The organism is Leucobacter luti (assembly GCF_019464495.1).
GTDB lineage: Bacteria > Actinomycetota > Actinomycetes > Actinomycetales > Microbacteriaceae > Leucobacter > Leucobacter luti_A.
Genome location: NZ_CP080492.1, coordinates 589,803 through 608,934 on the forward strand (window position 1 = coordinate 589,803; position 19,132 = coordinate 608,934).

Annotated in this window: 15 protein-coding genes and 1 pseudogene; 2 read left to right on the plus strand and 14 right to left on the minus strand. The window is 64.1% G+C overall.

The genetic code is table 11. The features are described 5' to 3' along the window. Positions 1-65: 65 nt before the first annotated feature. The 11 genes and pseudogenes from K1X41_RS02735 to K1X41_RS02785 form a co-directional block, all read right to left on the minus strand. A pseudogene (locus K1X41_RS02735) lies at positions 66-1,140 on the minus strand (UDP-N-acetylglucosamine--N-acetylmuramyl-(pentapeptide) pyrophosphoryl-undecaprenol N-acetylglucosamine transferase). Further along, entirely contained in the window at positions 1,137-2,369 is a 1,233-nt protein-coding gene (locus tag K1X41_RS02740; protein ID WP_132203761.1) for an FtsW/RodA/SpoVE family cell cycle protein, read from the minus strand. Before K1X41_RS02740 ends, K1X41_RS02735 begins: the two are co-directional and overlap by 4 nt. 4 nt (positions 2,370-2,373) lie before the next feature. Further along, a complete protein-coding gene (murD, locus tag K1X41_RS02745; RefSeq protein ID WP_207907414.1) occupies positions 2,374-3,831 on the minus strand; it encodes a UDP-N-acetylmuramoyl-L-alanine--D-glutamate ligase in 1,458 nt (485 codons plus the stop codon). 53 nt (positions 3,832-3,884) lie between these two features. Beyond that, positions 3,885-4,970 carry a phospho-N-acetylmuramoyl-pentapeptide-transferase gene (gene mraY, locus K1X41_RS02750; protein ID WP_132203763.1) on the minus strand — a complete coding sequence of 362 codons (1,086 nt, stop codon included), beginning with the start codon at positions 4,968-4,970 and terminating at the stop codon, positions 3,885-3,887. Further along, entirely contained in the window at positions 4,967-6,376 is a 1,410-nt protein-coding gene (locus K1X41_RS02755) for a UDP-N-acetylmuramoyl-tripeptide--D-alanyl-D-alanine ligase (protein ID WP_220175263.1), read from the minus strand. The genes mraY and K1X41_RS02755 overlap by 4 nt, the downstream gene beginning before the upstream one ends. Then, positions 6,373-7,926 (minus strand): Mur ligase family protein, encoded by a 1,554-nt coding sequence (locus K1X41_RS02760; protein ID WP_220175264.1) that lies wholly within the window; start codon positions 7,924-7,926, stop codon positions 6,373-6,375. The genes K1X41_RS02755 and K1X41_RS02760 overlap by 4 nt, the downstream gene beginning before the upstream one ends. Positions 7,927-7,952: 26 nt before the next feature. Then, positions 7,953-9,749, minus strand: coding sequence for a peptidoglycan D,D-transpeptidase FtsI family protein (locus K1X41_RS02765; protein ID WP_133616813.1), 1,797 nt, complete (start codon positions 9,747-9,749; stop codon positions 7,953-7,955). Positions 9,750-9,776: 27 nt separating this feature from the next. Further along, positions 9,777-10,403, minus strand: a complete 627-nt coding sequence (ftsL, locus tag K1X41_RS02770) for a cell division protein FtsL (protein ID WP_220175265.1) — start codon at positions 10,401-10,403, stop codon at positions 9,777-9,779. Further along, positions 10,400-11,368: a 16S rRNA (cytosine(1402)-N(4))-methyltransferase RsmH gene (gene rsmH, locus K1X41_RS02775; protein WP_220175266.1), complete on the minus strand. Its 969-nt coding sequence runs from the start codon at positions 11,366-11,368 to the stop codon at positions 10,400-10,402. Before rsmH ends, ftsL begins: the two co-directional genes overlap by 4 nt. A gap of 13 nt (positions 11,369-11,381) precedes the next feature. After that, positions 11,382-11,813: a division/cell wall cluster transcriptional repressor MraZ gene (gene mraZ, locus K1X41_RS02780; protein ID WP_132203775.1), complete on the minus strand. Its 432-nt coding sequence runs from the start codon at positions 11,811-11,813 to the stop codon at positions 11,382-11,384. Positions 11,814-12,525: 712 nt separating this feature from the next. Then, positions 12,526-12,906, minus strand: coding sequence for a DUF3040 domain-containing protein (locus K1X41_RS02785; protein WP_132203777.1), 381 nt, complete (start codon positions 12,904-12,906; stop codon positions 12,526-12,528). Between the two features lie 71 nt (positions 12,907-12,977). On the opposite strand from K1X41_RS02785, the gene K1X41_RS02790 reads away from it, so the two are divergent. Next, positions 12,978-14,078: a polyprenyl synthetase family protein gene (locus tag K1X41_RS02790; RefSeq protein WP_220175267.1), complete on the plus strand. Its 1,101-nt coding sequence runs from the start codon at positions 12,978-12,980 to the stop codon at positions 14,076-14,078. A 109-nt stretch (positions 14,079-14,187) separates the two neighbouring features. Here the strand turns inward: K1X41_RS02790 and K1X41_RS02795 are convergent, their stop codons facing one another. Further along, positions 14,188-14,535 carry an Rv2175c family DNA-binding protein gene (locus K1X41_RS02795; protein ID WP_132203781.1) on the minus strand — a complete coding sequence of 116 codons (348 nt, stop codon included), beginning with the start codon at positions 14,533-14,535 and terminating at the stop codon, positions 14,188-14,190. Between the two features lie 93 nt (positions 14,536-14,628). Here K1X41_RS02795 and pknB point away from each other — a divergent pair, with 93 nt between their 5' ends. After that, complete coding sequence (gene pknB / locus K1X41_RS02800) at positions 14,629-16,584, plus strand: Stk1 family PASTA domain-containing Ser/Thr kinase (RefSeq protein ID WP_133616818.1); 1,956 nt, start codon at positions 14,629-14,631, stop codon at positions 16,582-16,584. 188 nt (positions 16,585-16,772) lie between these two features. On the opposite strand, the gene K1X41_RS02805 is transcribed toward pknB, so the two are convergent. Both K1X41_RS02805 and K1X41_RS02810 read right to left on the minus strand, forming a co-directional pair. Beyond that, positions 16,773-18,143, minus strand: a complete 1,371-nt coding sequence (locus K1X41_RS02805; RefSeq protein WP_133616819.1) for a class II 3-deoxy-7-phosphoheptulonate synthase — start codon at positions 18,141-18,143, stop codon at positions 16,773-16,775. Between the two features lie 198 nt (positions 18,144-18,341). Further along, complete coding sequence (locus tag K1X41_RS02810) at positions 18,342-19,016, minus strand: lysophospholipid acyltransferase family protein (RefSeq protein ID WP_132204117.1); 675 nt, start codon at positions 19,014-19,016, stop codon at positions 18,342-18,344. Between the last annotated feature and the right edge of the window lie 116 nt (positions 19,017-19,132).

The following is a 19,132-nucleotide window of genomic DNA, read 5'->3' on the forward strand; positions in this document are numbered from 1 at the left end:
GCGCCGGTCGGCGTCAGACCCCGCCGCGGCTTCGAAGGAGAAGCATCCGTGGCATGCGCCCGAGTCTAGCGCGCCCCGGTGGCCTCGTGCACCAGATCAAGCAGCCGTTCTGTTCCATCGAGCGTGCCAGCGCCGCGCGAGCGATCCGACATCTCCGCGAGTCGCGCATCATCCGCGAGCAGTGGCAGCAGAGTGCCGGTCACCCAATCCGGTGTGAGTTCCCCGTCCTCCACGAGCAAGGCCCCTCCTGCGGCAACGACCCCAGCAGCGTTGAAGCGCTGCTCACCGTTGCCGACCGCGTAGGGGACGAACACGGCCGGTACACCGAGTCCCGCGAGTTCACTGACCGTCGTAGATCCAGCACGCGACACTGCAAGGTCGCAGGCCGCAAACGCGAGATCCATGCGATCGCAGTACGGGATTACGTGGTAGCCGTCGACGCCAGGATCCTCGATCTCCGTGAGCCCACCCCAGACATGCAGCACCTGCACGCCGGCTGCGACGATCTCCACGGCGGAGCCGGAAATGCCGCGGTTGATCGCGCGGGCGCCGAGCGAACCGCCGGTCACGAGTAGCGTGCGCCGATCAGGATCGAGCCCGAAGTGTTCGCGCGCGGAGCCGCGCAGGGCTCCCCGATCGAGCCCGGTAATCTCGGGGCGCAGCGGCATCCCTGTGACGCGCGTGCTGGATCGGCGTGCCGGCAAAGGTGACCGCAACATAGGGTGTGCTGCGCGCACCGAGCTTGTTTGCCATGCCCGGCCTGGCATTTGCCTCGTGCACGACGACCGGCACGCCCGCTTTCGCTCCGGCGCGGTAAGCGGGAGCGGCTGCATAGCCGCCGAATCCAACCACCACGTCAATCCCCCGGCTCCGGATCAGCTCACGCACCTCACGCACCGCGCGGGCGTAGCGGGCGGGGAACTTGAGCGCCGCCAGGTTCGGGCGGCGCGGGAACGGGAGCCGTTCGATGAAGACGAGTTCGTAGCCGCGCTCTGGCACCAGCCGCGCCTCGAGCCCTTCCCTCGTGCCGAGCACCACGATCTCGGCGTCTGGCTCGGTCGCCCGGATCAGGTCAGCAAGCGCGAGCAGCGGATTGACGTGTCCGGCAGTGCCTCCACCGGCGAGTAAGTAGCGGGTCATCGCGTCCTCGAGTTTCTGGGGTTGGTGCGTCCGGCTTCTGCCTCGGCAAGTTCCGCCTGGTACATCGTTCCGTCTCGGGCGATCGATACGACCACCCCGATCGCTGCAAGACACGCGATGAGCGCGGTACCTCCCGAGCTAATCAGCGGGAGGGGCACGCCCAGCACAGGCAGGATCCCGATCACAACGCCGATGTTCACGAAGGCCTGGCCGACAATCCAGACGAGGATCCCACCAACCACAGCCTTGCCGAAGCGATCGCGCGCTCGGGTGATCACTCGCAACATTACGACGGTGAGTGCGACGAACAATCCGATCACCAAGAGCCCGCCAACGAGTCCGAGCTCTTCGCCGATGATGGCAAAAATGTAGTCATTGTCCGCGGCGGGCAGCCACGACCATTTCGCTTTCGAGCCGCCGAGACCGACACCGAAGAGTCCGCCACCAGCAAGTGCCCACAGCCCGTGGAGCGGCTGCCACGCGAGGCCGCTGTAGTCGGTGTTGCCGCCGGCATGGCCGAAGAGCCTGTCGAGTCGGTTCTGGCTCGTTATCACGAAGAAGAACACCGCGAGGAGGCCGCCAGCAGCAATCACCGCGAGTGTTTTCCCGCTGATCCCGCCGAAGTACATGGCGCCAAACACCATGGCCGCCATGATGAGCACGGTGCCGAGGTCCCGCCCGAGCAGCACCACACCGAGGGCGAGCACGGCTCCGGGGATGATCACCGGGATCAACTCGTGTTTCATCTGCCCGAGCAGTGGCTCCTTGCGCAGCAGCACTGCACCGACCCACACGACGAGTGCGAGTTTGAGTGCTTCAGAAGGCTGTGCACTGAATCCGCCGATCTGGATCCAGTTTCGGTTCCCCCAGACCTCGACACCGAGCGGGGTGAATACCAGTAGCTGCAATACGATCCCGAGCCCGAGCAGCCACCAGGCCCAGCGCTTCCAGAACGTGACAGGCAGGGCGGCGGCGAGCAGCATAATCGGCAGGCCGATGATCGCGAACGTCGCCTGCCGCCAGAACCCGCCGAAGAAGCCCTGATCATCGAGGTAGGAGGTGATCGACGATGAGGAGAGCACCATGATCAGCCCGAATCCGACGAGCAGAATCGTGATCGCGTAGAGCGCGATCACCGTGCGGTCGGAGCCGGGCCGCAACGCGGCGCCCAGGCTGATCCGCGCCTGGCCGAGGGCCCCGCGCTCGGATTCTGCCTGTCCCTGAGACATTCGGTTACTCCAGATCGAGCACGGCCGCTTGGAAGCGGCGACCGCGATCACCGTAGCTGTCGAACTGATCCATTGAGGCGGCGGCGGGCGAGAGCAGCACCGTATCTCCCGGCTGCGCGATCGCCAACGCTGCGGTGACCGCAGCGGCCATGACCTCTGATCCAGCGTCGATCTCAGTGACAGGGCGCTCTCCCAGGTGCCGCGTGAGCGCTGCGAGCACGGGGGCGCGGTCGACACCGATCACGACAGCGCCGCGGAGCCGGTGCGCGTGTGTGGCAACGAGCGCTTCGATATCGACGCCCTTCAGCAGCCCACCGACAATCCACACCACATCGTGCAGTGCACGCAACGATGCATCAGCCGCGTGCGCGTTCGTCGCTTTTGAATCGTCGATCCACTGCACTCCGGCGTGCGCACCCAGACGCTGGGTGCGGTGCGGATCCGGAACGAAGTTCAAAATCGCACGTGCAATCTCCGCTGGCTCCACGCCGCGCGAACGTGCGAGGGCAGCTGCGGCGAGCACGTTTTGCACCATATGCGGCGCCGCAAGATCACGCTCCGCAAGCTCAGCAACCGTCACAAGCTCAAACGCTTCGCCCCGACGATCAGCGTGGAAACCGCGATCAACAAGAATGCCCTCAACCACGCCAAACCCGCTCGGAGGCGGGGTATCAAGCCCAAAGCTGATGGCGCGCGCGCCCTCGACGACGTCTGCTTCCTCGACCATGCGCTCGGTCGCGGGGTCCGTGCGGTTGTACACGCACGCGATCTGTGTGCCCGAGTAGACCTTTGCCTTGGCCGCCCAGTACGCGTCAGCGCTGCCATGCCAGTCGAGGTGATCGTCTGCGAAGTTCAGGCATGCACTTGCGTACGGGGAGATTTCTCCGAGGCGCTCCAGCTGGAAGCTCGAGAGTTCCACCACAATCACGTCATAGCCCTGGGGATCGCGCAACGCATCGAGGATCGGGGTGCCGATGTTGCCAGCAGGCGTTACACGGAGCCCCGCAGCGGCAAGCATGTGCGCAGTGAGCTGCGTCGTGGTCGTTTTACCGTTGGTCCCGGTGATACAAATCCAGTCTGCGATGCGAGGCGTCTTGTCACGCAGCCGCCACCCGAGTTCGATGTCTCCCCAGACCGTCACCCCTCGCGCCTTCGCCCAATTCGTCAAGACGTGGTCGGGACGGTAGCCAGGAGAGACGATCACGAGCTCAGGGTCGAAGCGCTCAAGGTCTGCCAATTGCGCGGCGTCTGCTGCGTCAGAGAAACGCTCAGCGCCGATCACGTCAAGCAGTCGCTCGCGCTCGGGATCCGGCGCACCGAAGATTACGCGGACCTGAGCGCCGAGCTCGACGAGCGTGTCAGCGACGGAGAAGCCGGTCACCCCGAGTCCCAGCACTGCGACGCGCAGGCGTGACCAATCGTGGTGCCAGCTCGTCAGCCCAGCTACCCGCTCCGCGACCATGTTCGCGTAAATATTCGCCTCGGTCACATCCGCTCCGTTCTGCGTCAGATCCGTCACTGCTGTAGCAGCCATTCACCGTAGAACGCTCCGACACCAGCGATCACGAAGAGGCCAGCAATGATCCAGAATCGGACCACAACTGTCACCTCGGCCCACCCTTTGAGCTCGAAGTGGTGGTGGATCGGGCTCATCAGGAAGATGCGCTTGCCCTTCGTCACCTTGAAATAGATCCGCTGCAGGATCACAGAGCCGGTTTCAATGATGAACAGGCCGCCAATGAGCAGAAGCAGGATCTCGGTATGTGTGAGGATCGCGAGCGCAGCAATCGCGCCTCCGATCCCCATCGATCCGGTGTCACCCATGAAGATCTGTGCCGGGTTCGTGTTCCACCACAGGAAGCCTGCGACACCGCCGAGGAACGCTGCCGCGATCACAGCGAGGTCCATCGGATCTCGCACCTCGTAGCACCCGGCTTCCCCAGCCGTCGAGGCGCAGTTCTGCGCCGACTGCCAGAAGCCGATGACCAGGTATGCACCAAACGCGAAGATTGAAGCACCGGCCGCAAGACCGTCAAGACCGTCCGTGACGTTGACTGCGTTCGTGGTCGCCGTGACAATCACCATCACCCAGATGATGAACAAGATGATGCCAGCTATCGGGCCGAGCACCATGAAGTCGAAGGGCAGGTCGCGGAAGATCGAAATGTGCGTTGAGACCGGAGTCAAACCGGCGTCGTTTGCGAACTGGAGTCCCAACAACGCAAAGGACACTGCAATGATGATCTGTCCGGCTATCTTCGCCCAGCCGCCGAGCCCCGCAGATTTCTGCTGCCTAGTTTTCATGAAGTCGTCGATGAATCCAACGAGACCGGCACCGACTGCCATGAGAATGACGAGCAGTGCAGAGGGAGTCGGCTGCTCGCCCATGACGAGTTTGCCGACGAAATACGCGATCACCGAGCCGGAGATGAAGATCAGGCCGCCCATCGTGGGCGTTCCGCGCTTGATCTCATGTTCCTTCGGGCCGTCAACGCGAATCGGCTGGCCCCACTTGAGTCGGTTGAAGATGCGCACGAATAGCGGCGTGAGCAGCAGAGAATAGAGCAGCGAGAACCCGCCGGCGATCAACAGAGCGATCATGCGAAGGCCTCCCCCAGGCGATCGCCGAGGAAGCGGAGTCCCGCGGCGTTCGATGATTTCACAAGTACGGTGTCGTTCGGCTGCAGCGTGCGTGCGAGGTAGTCGAAGGCTTCATCCTGCTCGGCAAAAAACACGCTCTCGCCATCCCAGGATCCCTCATTGATCGCGCTGATGTGCAAATTGCGCGCCTCAACACCCACGACGACGAGCTCCGAGATTCGCAGCCGCACCGCCTGCAGGCCGATACGGAGGTGCTCCTCGATCGAGTACTCGCCCAGCTCGCTCATCGCGCCGAGCACGGCAACTGTGCGTCCCTCCGGCTTCCCGATCTGAGCCAGTGTGCGCAGTCCGGCACTCATCGAATCCGGGCTCGCGTTATAGGCGTCGTTGATGATCGTCACACCGTCGCGGCCGCCCAGCACTTCCATACGCCAGCGTGCGGCACGCGTTGCCCCCTCGAGCGCCGCGACAATATCTGCGAGCGACAGGCCGAGCTCATGGCCCACGGCTGCGGCAGCCAGCGCGTTGGTCACGTGGTGCTCGCCGAGCACGCGGAACACGACCGGCAGCGAGTCACCGGCGATGTGCAGGGTGAAGCGTGTGCCTGAAGCATCCGAGTCGATGTCGCTCGCGCGCACATCGGCCTCGGGGTTCCGGCCAAACCAGACCACGCGGGCGGCGGTCAAGTCTCCCATGCGGGTCACATACGCGTCGTCGCGGTTCAGCACGGCCACGGCCTCAGCTGGAAGATCGCGGACCATCTCACTCTTGGTCCGGAACGTGGTCTCGATGCCACCGAATTCACCGGCGTGCGCGAGACCAACGGTCAGCACCACACCAATATGCGGCGGCGCCATCGCGGTGAGTCTGGCGATCTCCCCCTCGGCGCTCGCGCCCATCTCAGCGACGAGCGTGCGCGTATCTTCCTCAACCCGCAGCATGGTGAGCGGCCCGCCCACCTCGTTATTGAACGACTTCGCGGACGCCACCATCGGTCCGACGCGCTCCGCCATGGCCGCAACCAGGTTCTTTGTTGTGGTTTTCCCGTTGGACCCGGTGATCCCGACGATCTTGAGCACACCGGCTGCGCGCACACGACGCACGACCTCAGTTGCGAGTGCACCGAGAGCCTCTGTCGTATCGGCGACGAGGATCTGCGGCACCCGATCATCGGTCTCGCGTTCGGCGACGATGAGCGCTGCGCCTGCGTCAACCGCCTGTGCGGCAAATCGGTGTCCATCCGTTTCTTCGCCACGGCGGGCGAAGAAGATCTGGCCCTGCTGCACTTCGCGGGAATCAGTCTGTGACTCCCCCGAGATCCGGTCCTCCTGCGAGCCACCGGCCGGACTCAGCACGAGCCGGCCGCCGACAGCCGTCGCGATCTCTGCGAGCGAAAGTTCAATCACGGGAGCAATCCTGCCTCGCGGAGCGCCCCGCGTACTTCATCACGCGCCGAGTAGGGAATGTACTGCCCGGCAACTTCTTGGTAGTCCTCGTGTCCGGGACCGGCATACAGAATAACGTCCCCCGGCGAGGCAAGCGAAATGGCGAGGCGGACCGCGCTGCGCGGATCCCCCTCCTCCACCACTTCAGCGTGCCCAGCGGAACGCGCCCCGGCGAGCAGCTGAGCGCGGATCGCCTCCGGTGGTTCGGAGCGCGGGTGATAGTCGCAAATGATGACGGTGTCGGCGCCCGCGGCAGCGATCCGTCCCATCTCCTCGCGTTTGGTGGTGTCGCGGTCGCCGTCCGCACCGAACATGAAGATGATCTTGCCCGGGGCAACCTCGCCGAGCGCGTCGAGCATGGCCTCGAACGCACCGGGTGTGTGTCCGTAATCCACGAAGAAGCGCGGCCCGTTCGAGCCCGGCTGGCTCATTTCCTCAAGCCGGCCCGGAATATAGACGGGGATCCGACCGTGGTCCAATCCGGCGGCTACCTGCTCAAGCGGAATGCCTGCCTCGTGCAACATGATGAGCGCGAGTGCCGCGTTCTCAGCCATGAACCGTCCGAAAACGGGAACACTGCCGCGGAAGTGCGCGCCTTCGGGGCCCTGGAGCACGAACGAGACGCCGTCGAGGGTCTGCGCCGTCACCGCGAGATGCCAATCGGCCTGTTGTCCGTACGCCGTAGCGAGACGGGTGATGGGAATCTGCGACTCACGCGCGATCCGCTGGCCGTACGGCGTGTCGACCACGACGACCCCGCGGGCGGCGCGTTCGGGGGTGAACAGTGCGAGCTTTGCCGCGAAGTATGATTCCAGGTCCCCGAACTCATCGAGGTGGTCCTGCGAGAAATTGTTGAATGCAACGACGTCAAAGTGCACGCCGTCGAGCCGGTGCCGCACCACCGCCTGCGCTGACACCTCGATCGCGACTGCGGCGACCTCACGCTCGCGCATGCGAGCGAGGAGGCCATGCAACTCTGACGCTTCGGGACTCGTGAGGTTTGCGGTGATCACTTCGTCACCAACGCGGCGCTCGGCCGTAGAACTCAGTCCCGTGACGAGACCCGCGGCACGCAGCAGCTCTGCAAGGAGGTAGACCACGCTCGTCTTGCCATTGGTGCCGGTCACTCCAAAGAGCTTGGCAGTGTACTCCGCGGTGCCATAGACAGCGGCGGAGACCTCACCGAGCAACTCGCGAGGGTGCACTTCAGACACGAGCACGGGCAGCGCCACACCAGCAGCGCGCACGAGCGCGGCGCCCGCGGCGTCGGTCAGGATCGCGCGAGCGCCAAGACTGGCGGCCTGGGGCGCGAAGTCTGCGCCGTGGCGCTTGGCGCCCGGCATCCCGACGTAGAGATCTCCCTCGCGCACGTCGCGCGAGTCGAGGGAGACTCCCGTGACGGCAGCGTCATCTCCCGCGCCGATCGCCTCCAACCGGAAGCGCTCTGCAAGGTCGCGGAGCGAAATCGGGGTGGGGGTCTGCGGGCGAATGCTCTGCGCTCCGGTACTCACGTGGGTGTGCCTCCTGCAGGCGTGTCTTAATACTCCGTGGGGAACGGATCTGGCTCCCCAGTGGATGGCGGTATGTGGAAGGTGCGGATCGTGGCCTCGGCCGCCTCGCGGAACGTGGTCAGCGCAGCGGTGCTGCCGTCCCCATCCGACGGGAACCCAATAGATGCTACCGCGACATACTGCGGGTCGTCGGCAGGGAAGATACCGGCGAAGGAGTGCACGTAGTCCGTGCGATAGCCGCCCTGACCGTCCGACTGCTCTGCCGTGCCGGTTTTCCCTGCAAGCCGGTACCCGGGGATCGCGAGCTGATCAGCGAACCACGCCTCCGATGTCACCGTTTCGAGCATCTGCATCATCGTGGCGGCGGTCTCTTCAGATACCGCACGCACGTCATCGCCGTGATCGAGCACCTGCTCGGTGCCGTCTTGGGCGACACAGCCCTTCACAATGCTGGGCGGTACGCGAACACCGCCGTTCCCAAGCGCCTGATAGACACCCGCGGTCTGGATGATCGTGGAGGAGAGCCCCTGACCAAACATCGTGTTGTAGGACGTCTGCCTATCCCAGTCCTCGACCGGGATCAACAGGCCGGTGTCTTCGACCGGCATCCCAGCATTGGTGGGCTGGCCGATCCCAAACTTTGTGAGGTAGTCGTAGCGCACCTCCGGGCTCAGCACATTGCCCAGCGTTGCGGTGCCGACGTTCGATGACTGCGTCAGGATTCCGGCCAGCGTCCACTGGATCGGCGGGTGGGGGAACGCGTCTCCGAAGCGCACATTCGGCTCCGGTTCCAGGTAGTCAGGGGTGAGGTTCTGCGTCAGCGGCGTGGCGGCGCCCTCCTCGATGAGCGAGGCCGCTGTGATGGCTTTGAAGGTCGAGCCTGGCTCGTAGGGCGACACGAAGGAGCGCGCCTCGCGCTTGAGCGGATCCGAGGCATCCACGTCGTTCGGGTCGACCGAGCCGTCCTCCGCGACGGCGACGAGCTCGCCTGTCTTGATATTCATGATGACGAGGTAGCCGTACTCTGCGGCCACGGCCTGCACCTGCGCGTTGATCGTCTGCTGCGCTTCCCACTGCAGGTCCCGATCAATCGTCAGTTCAACAGTGCCGCCATTTTCCGCTTTGCGATCGACCACCACACTGCCTGGCAGTGGCACGCCATCGGCGCCGCGCTCATAGGTTTCCGAGCCGTCCGTGCCAGTGAGGCACTCATTCTGCGACACTTCAACACCGGACTGCGGCACGTCCTCAAAGCCGGAAAAGCCAATGATGTTCCCGGCCACTGCGCCGTTCGGGTAGGTGCGAGTGTGATGACTCTCGAAGGTGAGCCAGGGGATATTCAGCTCTTTCAGCGCGTTCAACGCGGGGAGGTCGATTGAGCGCTTGACGTAGGCGAAGTCCGACTTCGGATTGACCTCGAGCGCGTCATCGACAATCTTCTGGATCTCGGCGCCGGTCTGTCCCGTGATCTCCCCGATCTCGGCGAATGCCTGCTCCGCAGTGACCGAAACAGTCGCGATCCCACCCCGCTCGGGATCGGAGCGCGGGAATTTCCCGTCGTTCAACTTCGTGTTCTTCGGCGAGAGTTGCACGTCGTAGCGCTCATCGGTGGTCGCAAGCACTTCACCGTTCCGGTCGACGATGTCGCCGCGCAAGCTCAAGATTGTCTGGGGAACGGCGCGTTTCCCCTTCGCATCCTCGTTCAGCGCTGCAGCGGACACCACTTGAACGTCAACGAGACGGAATAGAAAGACCGCTGCGGCGAGTACGACGATGACCAGTGCGATCACTCGGCGCATCCATCCGGCGCGCAAACTCCGCATGATGTTCCTCTCGTCGATTCTCGCCGACTAGTGAGTCTCTGGTGCCGGCAGCTTGCCCTTCAACCGTACCGGCGGAGTGGTGTTCTCACCCTGAGCACCGGCGGCCTGTCCGTTCCGCGGCACAAGAAGTCCAGCTGCGTCCACCACAGGCATCGAGTCCAGCGTGGCATTCGCAACCAGGTTGCCCCGTGCCTCAGTCGTCTCAGAATCGAGCGCACCGAGCACCGCGCCGTCGCTCAACCGAAGCGTCGCGGGGCGCGCGTTCTGCACCATTCCGAGCGCCGCCGCGTTTTCCGCAAGATTCTGCGGCGAAGCGAGTTTGTCGACGTTTTGCGACAGCACCCGCTCAACCCGGCTGAGGTCGCGCTGCTCGATCTCGAGGGCACGCGACTCATAGGCCCCCTGAGAGATTGCAATACTGAGACCCAGCTGTGTGGCGAGGATCACGAGGATCACACCGACCGCGACGAGTGAGCCAAGGAGTGGGCTGAGACCAGCACGCTTCGCACTCCCCGGCTGCTCCGGTGCGATCCGGAGGTGCCGTTCGGCCGGTGCACCAGGAGGCGGCTGGATCGCGGGAGCGGCCCCAAACGGGGTGTCCGGTGCCGCATCGAGAGAAGCGAGATCGAAGTCGATCGGAACAGTGTTGTTCATCGCACATCCCTCGTTCGTTCTGCGGCGCGCAGCCGCACGGGAATCGCACGCGGGTTCCGCACGCGCTCCTCATCTCCCGCAAGTTCGGCGCCGCGCGTGAGCAGCTTGAACTCCGGCTTATGTTCTGGCAGTTCGACGGGTAGCCCGGCCGGAGCCGTGGATTTGCTGCGCTTGGCAAGTTCGCGCTTCACCAGGCGATCCTCGAGCGACTGGTACGACATGATCACCGCGCGTCCGCCCATATTGAGCAGATCAAGGGCGGCTGGAATCGCGCGTTCGAGCACCGACAGTTCGCCGTTCACTTCGATCCGCAGCGCCTGGAAAACGCGCTTCGCCGGGTGGCGCTGATCCCGCACCGCTGCTGGCGTGGCCTGCTGCAGCACCTCGACCAGTTGGCCGCTGCGTTCGATCGGCGTGACCTCACGGGCAGCGATGATCGCGCGGGCATAGCGTCCCGCGAGCGGCTCTTCGCCGTATCGCTCGAAGATGGCCCGCAGGCGGCCCTCCGGGGCTTCTTTGAGGACATCTGCGGCAGTCTCGCCTCGGCTCTGGTCCATCCGCATGTCAAGCGGGGCGTCCTGCGCGTACGCGAATCCACGATCGGCCTCATCAAGTTGCAGTGACGAAACACCGAGGTCAAATAGGACTCCGTCGATCCTCGAAAATCCCGCCCTGCGCACTGCGTCGGCAATGTCGTCGTACACGGCGTGCACGCGAATCGCGCGGTCGCCGAAGCGGGCCAGACGCGAGCCGGCAAGCGCGAGAGCTTCCGTGTCACGGTCGAGGCCCACCAGGGTGAGGCCGGGGTGGGCGTCGAGCAGGGCAGCGCTGTGTCCGCCCATGCCGAGCGTGGCATCGACGATCACCGCACCTTCACGGCTCGCAGCAGGTGCGAGAAGTTCAAGGCAACGGTCGAGCAACACGGGTACGTGCAACTCACTGGGGTCGCGAGTGTCTTCAGTCATCGTGGCGTCCGGGCTAGAACATGCCCGGAATCACCTCCCCATCGGTTTCAGAGAATGCGGCTTCTTGCTCTCGCAGGTAGGTGTCCCAGGCTTCCGCGTCCCAAATCTCTGCCCGCGAGCCGGTGCCAATCACGGCGAGATCGCGGTCTAGGCCCGCGTACTCACGCAGCCCCGGGGGGATGGTGACACGGTGCTGTTTGTCAGGAGTTTCAGGATGGGCGCCGGAAAGGAATACACGCAGATAGTCACGCGCGTGCTTCGAGGTCATCGGCGCTTGGCTGATGCGCTCGTGCATGGCGGTGAACTCCTGCTCGCTAAAGACGTAGAGGCAATGCTCTTGCCCTCGGGTAATGACGAGCCCTTCGGAGAGTTCGTCGCGAAATTTGGCGGGAAGGATCAGCCGTCCCTTGTCATCGAGCTTGGGCGTGAAGGTCCCCAGAAACATGGAGTCCTCCTCTCGCCAGCCCGATTGGGGTCCAGACTACTCCACTTTCCTCCACACAGCTGGCTTTCCCCTCCACTTTATTCCCCCGGCGTGTCACATCCTCGTATTTTCAACACTCCTGGACGCAGTCGGCGCAGGTCACAGGGACGCTCACCGGGGCTCCGAAGCGATGTCCAGCGGGCAAAGAACCGCATTTTCTGAGAATTCTCGCGAATTGTGGAGGAAAGTGGAGTCAGGTCACGCACCGGAGCGCCCACACCACTTCACCCCGCCTGAGCGCGCTATGACACGGGCCACCCGAGCAACTGCTCAGCGCGAACCGGTCGACTGAGCAGCGAGACCGTTCGCTTCACGAATGGCTCGGCCTGTCTGAGTGACAGCGCGGCCAGGCTCCCCAGCCAAGCTCCCCCGCCAGATTCCCCCGCCAGGCCGCCCGGCTCGTCACCAAGACGCCCAGACCCGCCGCCAGGCCGCCCAGCCTCGTCGCCTCAGACCGCCAGCTCCCCTGCCGCCCAGCGCTGGAGCTGCCAGAAGATTCAGTTCACCGGCCAGGTATTGGCGCAGGCACAGGCACAGGCACAGGCACAGGCACAGGCACAGGCACAGGCACAGGCACAGAAAAGATTTTGGGCACGAAAAAGGCCGCGGATCGCTGGGATCCGCGGCCGTATTTTTCCTGCGTGGGTGCGTGCGGTGCACGCGGGCGAAGCTGCTAGCGCTCGCCCTCCATACGCTCATCCCAGCGGCGTTCCGCACGCTCGCTGAAAGACTCGCGTGTTGAGCCGCTCCGTGATGAGCTGCCGCCGTTGAGCACGTCCTCGACTGTCACCGTGTCTGATCCGCGCGACAGCATCAGCGTCACGCCACCGATCATCACGGCAAAGCCGATCAAGCCCAACCAGAGCAACTGCGCGGCCACTCCACCAATGAGCACACCAATGCCAACGAGCACAACGATGATGCCCAGCACGAGCGATCGGTAATTCACGCGACGGCGGCTCACTGAGCCCGTCTGCATGACATCGGCCTCGCTCTGATAGAAACCGCGTTCCATCTCGTCAAGCAGCCGCTGCTCGTGTTCTGACAGCGCCATGACGATCCTCCCGACCTCAAACCATCTGTGGAGACCAGTCTACTTCGCCCAGCCGCGACTAGGCTAGTTGTGTGCAAGAAACGATGCGACTCGCAGGCCTCATTCAGGAGCGAATCAGTGATACGCTCTCTCGTCACCGGGAAGCCCTCGCCCCCCTCGGAACCGACGCGCTCCCCCTATTGGATGAGGCGCTCGGCTTTCTCTCCGGCGGCAAACGCTTCCGCGCGCAATTCGCGGTGCTTGGCTACCGTGCTGCCCGCGAGCTCGATACGAGTGGCGAGGTGACCGAGGAATTCGAAAGAATTCTGGATGCCGCCTGTGCACTTGAGTTTTTCCACGCGGCTGCGCTCATCCACGACGACGTGATCGATCGCTCAGACACCCGTCGCGGCCGACCTGCCGTGCACCGGCTCTTCAGCGCGATGCATCAGCAGCACAACTGGCGCGGCGCCGCTGATCACTTCGGCCTGGCGGGCGCAATCCTGCTCGGAGATCTCCTGCAGTCGTGGGCAGACGAGCTGATGCAGACGGCGTGTGACAACACACCGGATCGCGTCGCTGCCCGCCGAGCCCGCGCGCATTTCAACCGGATGCGGAGCGAGGTCGCTGTCGGGCAGTACCTCGACGTCCTCGAAGAGCAGCACCCGGAATTCGCGGATCACGATGAGCAGCTTGAGCGTTCAACGCGCGTGCTCGTCTATAAGTCTGCAAAGTACAGCGTCGAGGCTCCGATTCTCATCGGAGCGGCGCTCGCCGGCGCGAGCGAAGAACTCGAAACTGCGCTCTCAAGCTTCGGGTTGCCGATCGGCGTGGCCTTCCAGCTCCGGGACGATCAGCTGGGCGTCTTTGGCGACGAAGAGATCACTGGTAAGCCCATCGGAGACGATCTGATCGAGGGCAAGCGCACGGTGCTCGTCACTCTCGCACGAGAGAACCTGCCGAACACACAGCGCCGCATCTTCGATGATCTGCTCGGCACCGACCTGGACTCCGAGCAGGTTGCGATCCTGCAGCGCACGATTCGCGAGAGCGGTGCGGTCGAGCAGGTCGAAGACATGATCTCGCGGAACGTCGAGCGTGCCACCGATGCGCTGATCGGCACCTCGATTCGGCCGGATGCTGCGGCGCAGCTCACCGCGCTCGCTGAGCGCTCAGCACGACGCACGTTTTAGCCGAGCCTCCCAGCAAACTCGGAGCGCCGCACGGGTAGACGTCACCGCCACAAATCCGTGGACTGCTGGGAAGCCAGGCAAAGCACGCGTGCCGGTGCTTCGCCCGAGCTTAAAAAGCGAGCGACTGCGTTGCGCGACGCACCGCGCTCTTGCGCCCGGAGATGAGCGAATCAACCGGGCGTTCACCCAGCTCGTCGTTCTCCGTGAGGAGCCAGTCGACTGCCTCATCGTCCGAGAATCCGGCGTCGAGAAGCACCAGCAGCGTGCCGCGCAATGGCACCAGCGGCTCATTGTGCTGCACGAACTCCGTGGGGACGCTCAGCACTCCGTCGACGCGCACCGCGGCAAGATGATGATCCTCGATCAGGCGACGCACTTTGCCCGGGGTGAGGTCGAAGAGTTCAACCAGCTCGGGGATCGTGTAATAGGTCGTGTTTCGCGCGATGTTCTCAGCCACACGTTAACTGTGCCAGCGCACGAGCAGAAGCGCAATCCATGGGTCTGCGGCGCGCGTCGGTGGCAGCGTCTCAATCTTCCGTAGACTTTGTGTGTGACAGCTCCCCCCACCGACCCGTTGATCGGGCACACGCTCGACGAGCGATACGCGATCCGCTCGCGAATCGCCCGCGGTGGCATGGCGACCGTGTACCTCGCGACAGACCTCCGCTTGGAGCGCCGTGTGGCGGTGAAGGTGATGCACGATCACCTCGCGGAGGACGAGAACTTCACGCGCCGCTTCGAGCAGGAGGCTCGGAGCGCAGCCCGCTTGTCGCACCCGAACCTCGTGAATGTGTTCGATCAGGGCCACGACGCGGGGCGCACCTACCTCGTCATGGAATATCTGCCGAGCATCACGCTGCGCGATCTCCTGAAGCAGCAACAGCGCCTCACGACCGAGCAGACGCTCGAGATCAGTGAGGCCGTCTTGTCGGGCCTCGCAGCCGCTCACCGCGCCGACATCGTGCATCGTGATCTGAAGCCCGAGAACGTGATGCTTGCGGACGATGGGCGGATCAAGCTCGGCGATTTCGGCCTTGCCCGAGCGGTCAGCGCCAACACGACCACCGGCCAGGCTTTGCTCGGCACCATCGCGTATCTCTCCCCCGAGCTCGTGACCCGCGGCGTCGCAGACGCGCGCAGCGATATCTACGCCTTCGGGATCATGTTCTACGAGATGCTCACGGGGACGCAGCCGTTCACCGGAGAGCAGCCGATGCAGATTGCGTATCAGCACGCGCACTCCGAGGTGCCAATGCCGTCGCTGAAGACTGCAGACGCCACGCCAGAATTCGACGAGTTCGTGAGATGGACCACGCAGCGTGAGCCCGATGCTCGACCGCGCGACGCCGAGGAAGCGCTTGACTTCGTCAGCGCGATGCGAACTGGGCAGTCCGTTCCGGCTGGGGCAACACGGGTCTTGGACTTTGGCGGAGGATCACCCACCCCCTCGACGTCGGTGCTGAGTGACGTGCAGCGAGACGCGCTCGCGGGTGGCACGACCGTCCTTCCTGACTCGCCGTTCGACACCGACTCACACGTCGAGGCTCCCCCCGAGGAGCCAGTTACGGCCATCGATCGCGCAGCTGCCGGCGTGCAGCGCCGCGCGCGTCGTGGCAGAGTGCTTGCGCTGCTGCTTGTTCTTCTTGTGGTGCTCGCGGGCGGCATCGGCTGGTGGTTTGGCCAGGGACCCGGCTCGCAGGTCATGGTGCCTGACGTGGCGGGCACTGAAATGACCGCAGCCCAGGCGGCCATCGAGCAGCAGCACCTCCTCGTCGACGTCACTGAATGCGCAAGCTTGACCGTCCCGGCAGGAAAGGCTGCGAGCACAGACCCGAAGAGCGGCACCCGCCTCGACCGCGGCACGACGGTTAGCCTGTGTCAGTCGACCGGTCCAGCGCTCAAGCCCGTCCCCACGATCGTGGGGCTGTCACTCGACGACGCGAAGTCGGAGATTGAGCGCGCGGGTTTCACATTCGGCGAAGTGACCGATACGCGGTTCGATGATGCCGGGGCAGACACGGTGCTCGCAGCGCTCACTCCCGAGGGAGACGAGCTGGGTGCGCAATACCCAGAGCAGTCGAGCATCAATCTCGTGCTCTCGGCCGGACCGATCCCGAACGTGGTCGGTGTGAGCGCTGATGAGGCGACGGCTGCGCTGTCCGACGCTGGGCTCACGGTCGATCCGGACCTCGGAAGCGAGGCGTATAGCAGCGATGCTTCCAAGGGCACGGTGCTCTCGCTGAGCACCTCGACAGATCCTGTGCGCCCCGGTGATGCGGTGGGCCTCCAGGTATCGCTGGGGCCCGAGCTGTTTGAGATCCCCGATGTGTCGGGGCTCGGACTGCAAGAGGCAATGGACACGCTCACAGCGGCCGGCTTCTCCCCCAGCACACTCGTACCAGAAGCCCTTCGCGGGCTCGCGAAGGCCACGGGGACGGATCCCGCAGCGGGCAAACAGGTCGAGGCCGGCACCGAGATCAGAATCAAAAGCACAATCTCGCTCTAGCGCGGAATGCGCCGAGGCGCCGCCTGCCGGGGAGCCCCGCGCACCCAAGGTCGCGGTGGCGTGAGAGCGCGAGTGATCCAGGCGACGAAGGTTGCGGTCGAGTCTGAGGCTCGAGCGCAACGTCGCACGCTCGCCGGAACTGCGGGAGCAGAGGCGGGGACAATCCCAGCGCCTCCGCTCCTTCGTCTCTATCGGCTTGTCTGCTTCAGTTCTTCCGCAACGAGGAACGCGAGCTCAAGTGACTGCATGTGGTTCAAGCGAGGATCGCACAGCGACTCGTAGCGGGTCGCGAGCGTTGCCTCGTCAATATTCTCGGAGCCGCCGAGGCACTCCGTGACGTCGTCTCCCGTGAGTTCGACATGAATGCCCCCCGGGAAGGTGCCGACTTCGCGGTGCGCTTCGAAGAACCCCCGCAGCTCGTCCATCACGTCATCGAAGCGGCGAGTCTTGTACCCAGTCGCGGTCGTAATACCGTTGCCGTGCATGGGGTCGGTGACCCACAGCGGAGTCGCTCCCGCATCCCGCACCCCAGCGAGCAAGCTCGGAAGGACATCGCGGATCTTCCCTGCACCCATGCGAGTGATGAACGTGAGCCTGCCGGGCTCGCGCTCTGGATCAAGCTTGTCGATCAGTCGCAGCGCATCATCCACGGTCGCCGTCGGGCCAAGTTTGACGCCGATCGGGTTCCGAACGTGAGACAGGAACTCAACGTGTGCGCCATCGAGATCGCGCGTGCGCTCGCCGATCCAAAGCATGTGCCCCGACGTGTCGTACAGATCCCCCGTACGGGAGTCGACGCGGGTGAGCGGGCGCTCGTAGTCGAGCAGCAACGCCTCGTGACTGACATAGAACTCAGTCTGCGCGAGCGCCGCGTGGTCAACGCCGCATGCGTCCATGAATTTCAGTGCGCGGTCGATTTCTGCGGCAAGCGACTCGTAGCGCTGGTTCGCCGGATTCGACACGAAGCCCTTGTTCCACTCGTGCACCAGGCGCAGATCAGCAAAGCCGCCCTGCGTGAATGCGCGAATCAAATTCAGTGTCGAAGCGGACACGTGGTACCCACGCACCAGCCGCTCCGGATCCACTTCCCGGGACTCGGGCGTGAAGTCGTAGCCATTGACGATATCGCCGCGGTACGCCGGCAGCGTGACACCCTCGCGCGTCTCAGTGGTGCTTGACCGAGGCTTCGCGAACTGGCCAGCCATGCGGCCCACCTTGATCACCGGCATCGCTGCACCGTAGGTCAGCACCACTGCCATCTGCAGCAGTGTCTTCACCCGATCTCGAATCTTGTCCGCCGTGGCGGCCGCGAAGGTCTCCGCACAATCGCCGCCCTGGAGCAGGAAGGCTTCGCCCCGGGCCGCAGCTGCGAGGCGCGCGCGGAGCTGATCAGCTTCTCCCGCAAACACAAGCGGAGGCTGCGTCGCAAGATCGGCTGATGCGCGCGCTGCCGCCTCGGGATCCGGCCAGACCGGCTGCTGCTTCGCCTCAAGCGCACGATAGGCATCAAGCCTCGCGAACGCTCGCGTTTCTGCAGTCTCGGTGTGCTGACTCGTCATCTTTGATCCCTCATATTTTTGGGGTGGGTACGCCTCACTCACGGCGGAATGCCGCAAATCCTCAGCTTACTACTCGCTGCTGCACTTATCCGGCCCGCACGCGCAGGGCGAACACACCCGCGCTTCTCGGCGTCGTTGGAACGCACACCGAGGCCGTCACATTCGCGTGTGTGTGGCGCTACGCCCGCGTGTGTGGCGCTACGCTTTGGCGCGCACGCTTGACGCGTAAACGTCTGCGTAGCGCTGGCCGCTGAGCTTCTGAATCTCCAGCATGATCTCGTCTGTCACACTCCGCAACACGAAGCGATCGGCACTCATGCCAGCGAAACGGGTGAAGTCGAGCGGCTTCCCGACGACCGTGCCGATGCGCCGAATCTTCGGAATTTTTGCCCCGATCGGCATCGCTTTCTCGGTGTCGATCATCACAACAGGGACCACGACGGCCCCCGACTCCAGCACCATGCGCGCAACACCCGTGCGTCCGCGGTAGAGACGCGCATCAGGGCTTCTCGTGCCCTCGGGGTAGATGCCGAGCACCTCACCACGATCGAGCACTCCGAGCGCCGTGTTGAGCGAGGCTTCTGAGGCTTTCCCGCCCGAACGGTCAATGGGGAGCTGCCCCACGGCCGTCATAAAGGTCTTCACGATCCACCCTTTGAGCCCTTTGCCGGTGAAGTAATCGCTCTTCGCCAGGAAGTAGACGCGCCGATCAATCATGACTGGAAGAAAAAAGGAGTCAACGACGGAGAGGTGATTTCCCACAAGAATTACGGGCCCAGTGGCCGGAATATTCTCGGCACCCTCCACCCACGGGCGATAGAGCGTTTTCAATAACGGCCCGATGATCAGGTGTTTAAATATCCAGTAGAGCACAGTCGGTGGTTTCCTCTCGACGCTCACCACAATAGCCGACTCAGGGTCCGCCACGGGTATGCGTATAGGCTGAATACGTGAAGTTGCGGCAGAGGGATGCCGCACACCGTGAAGGC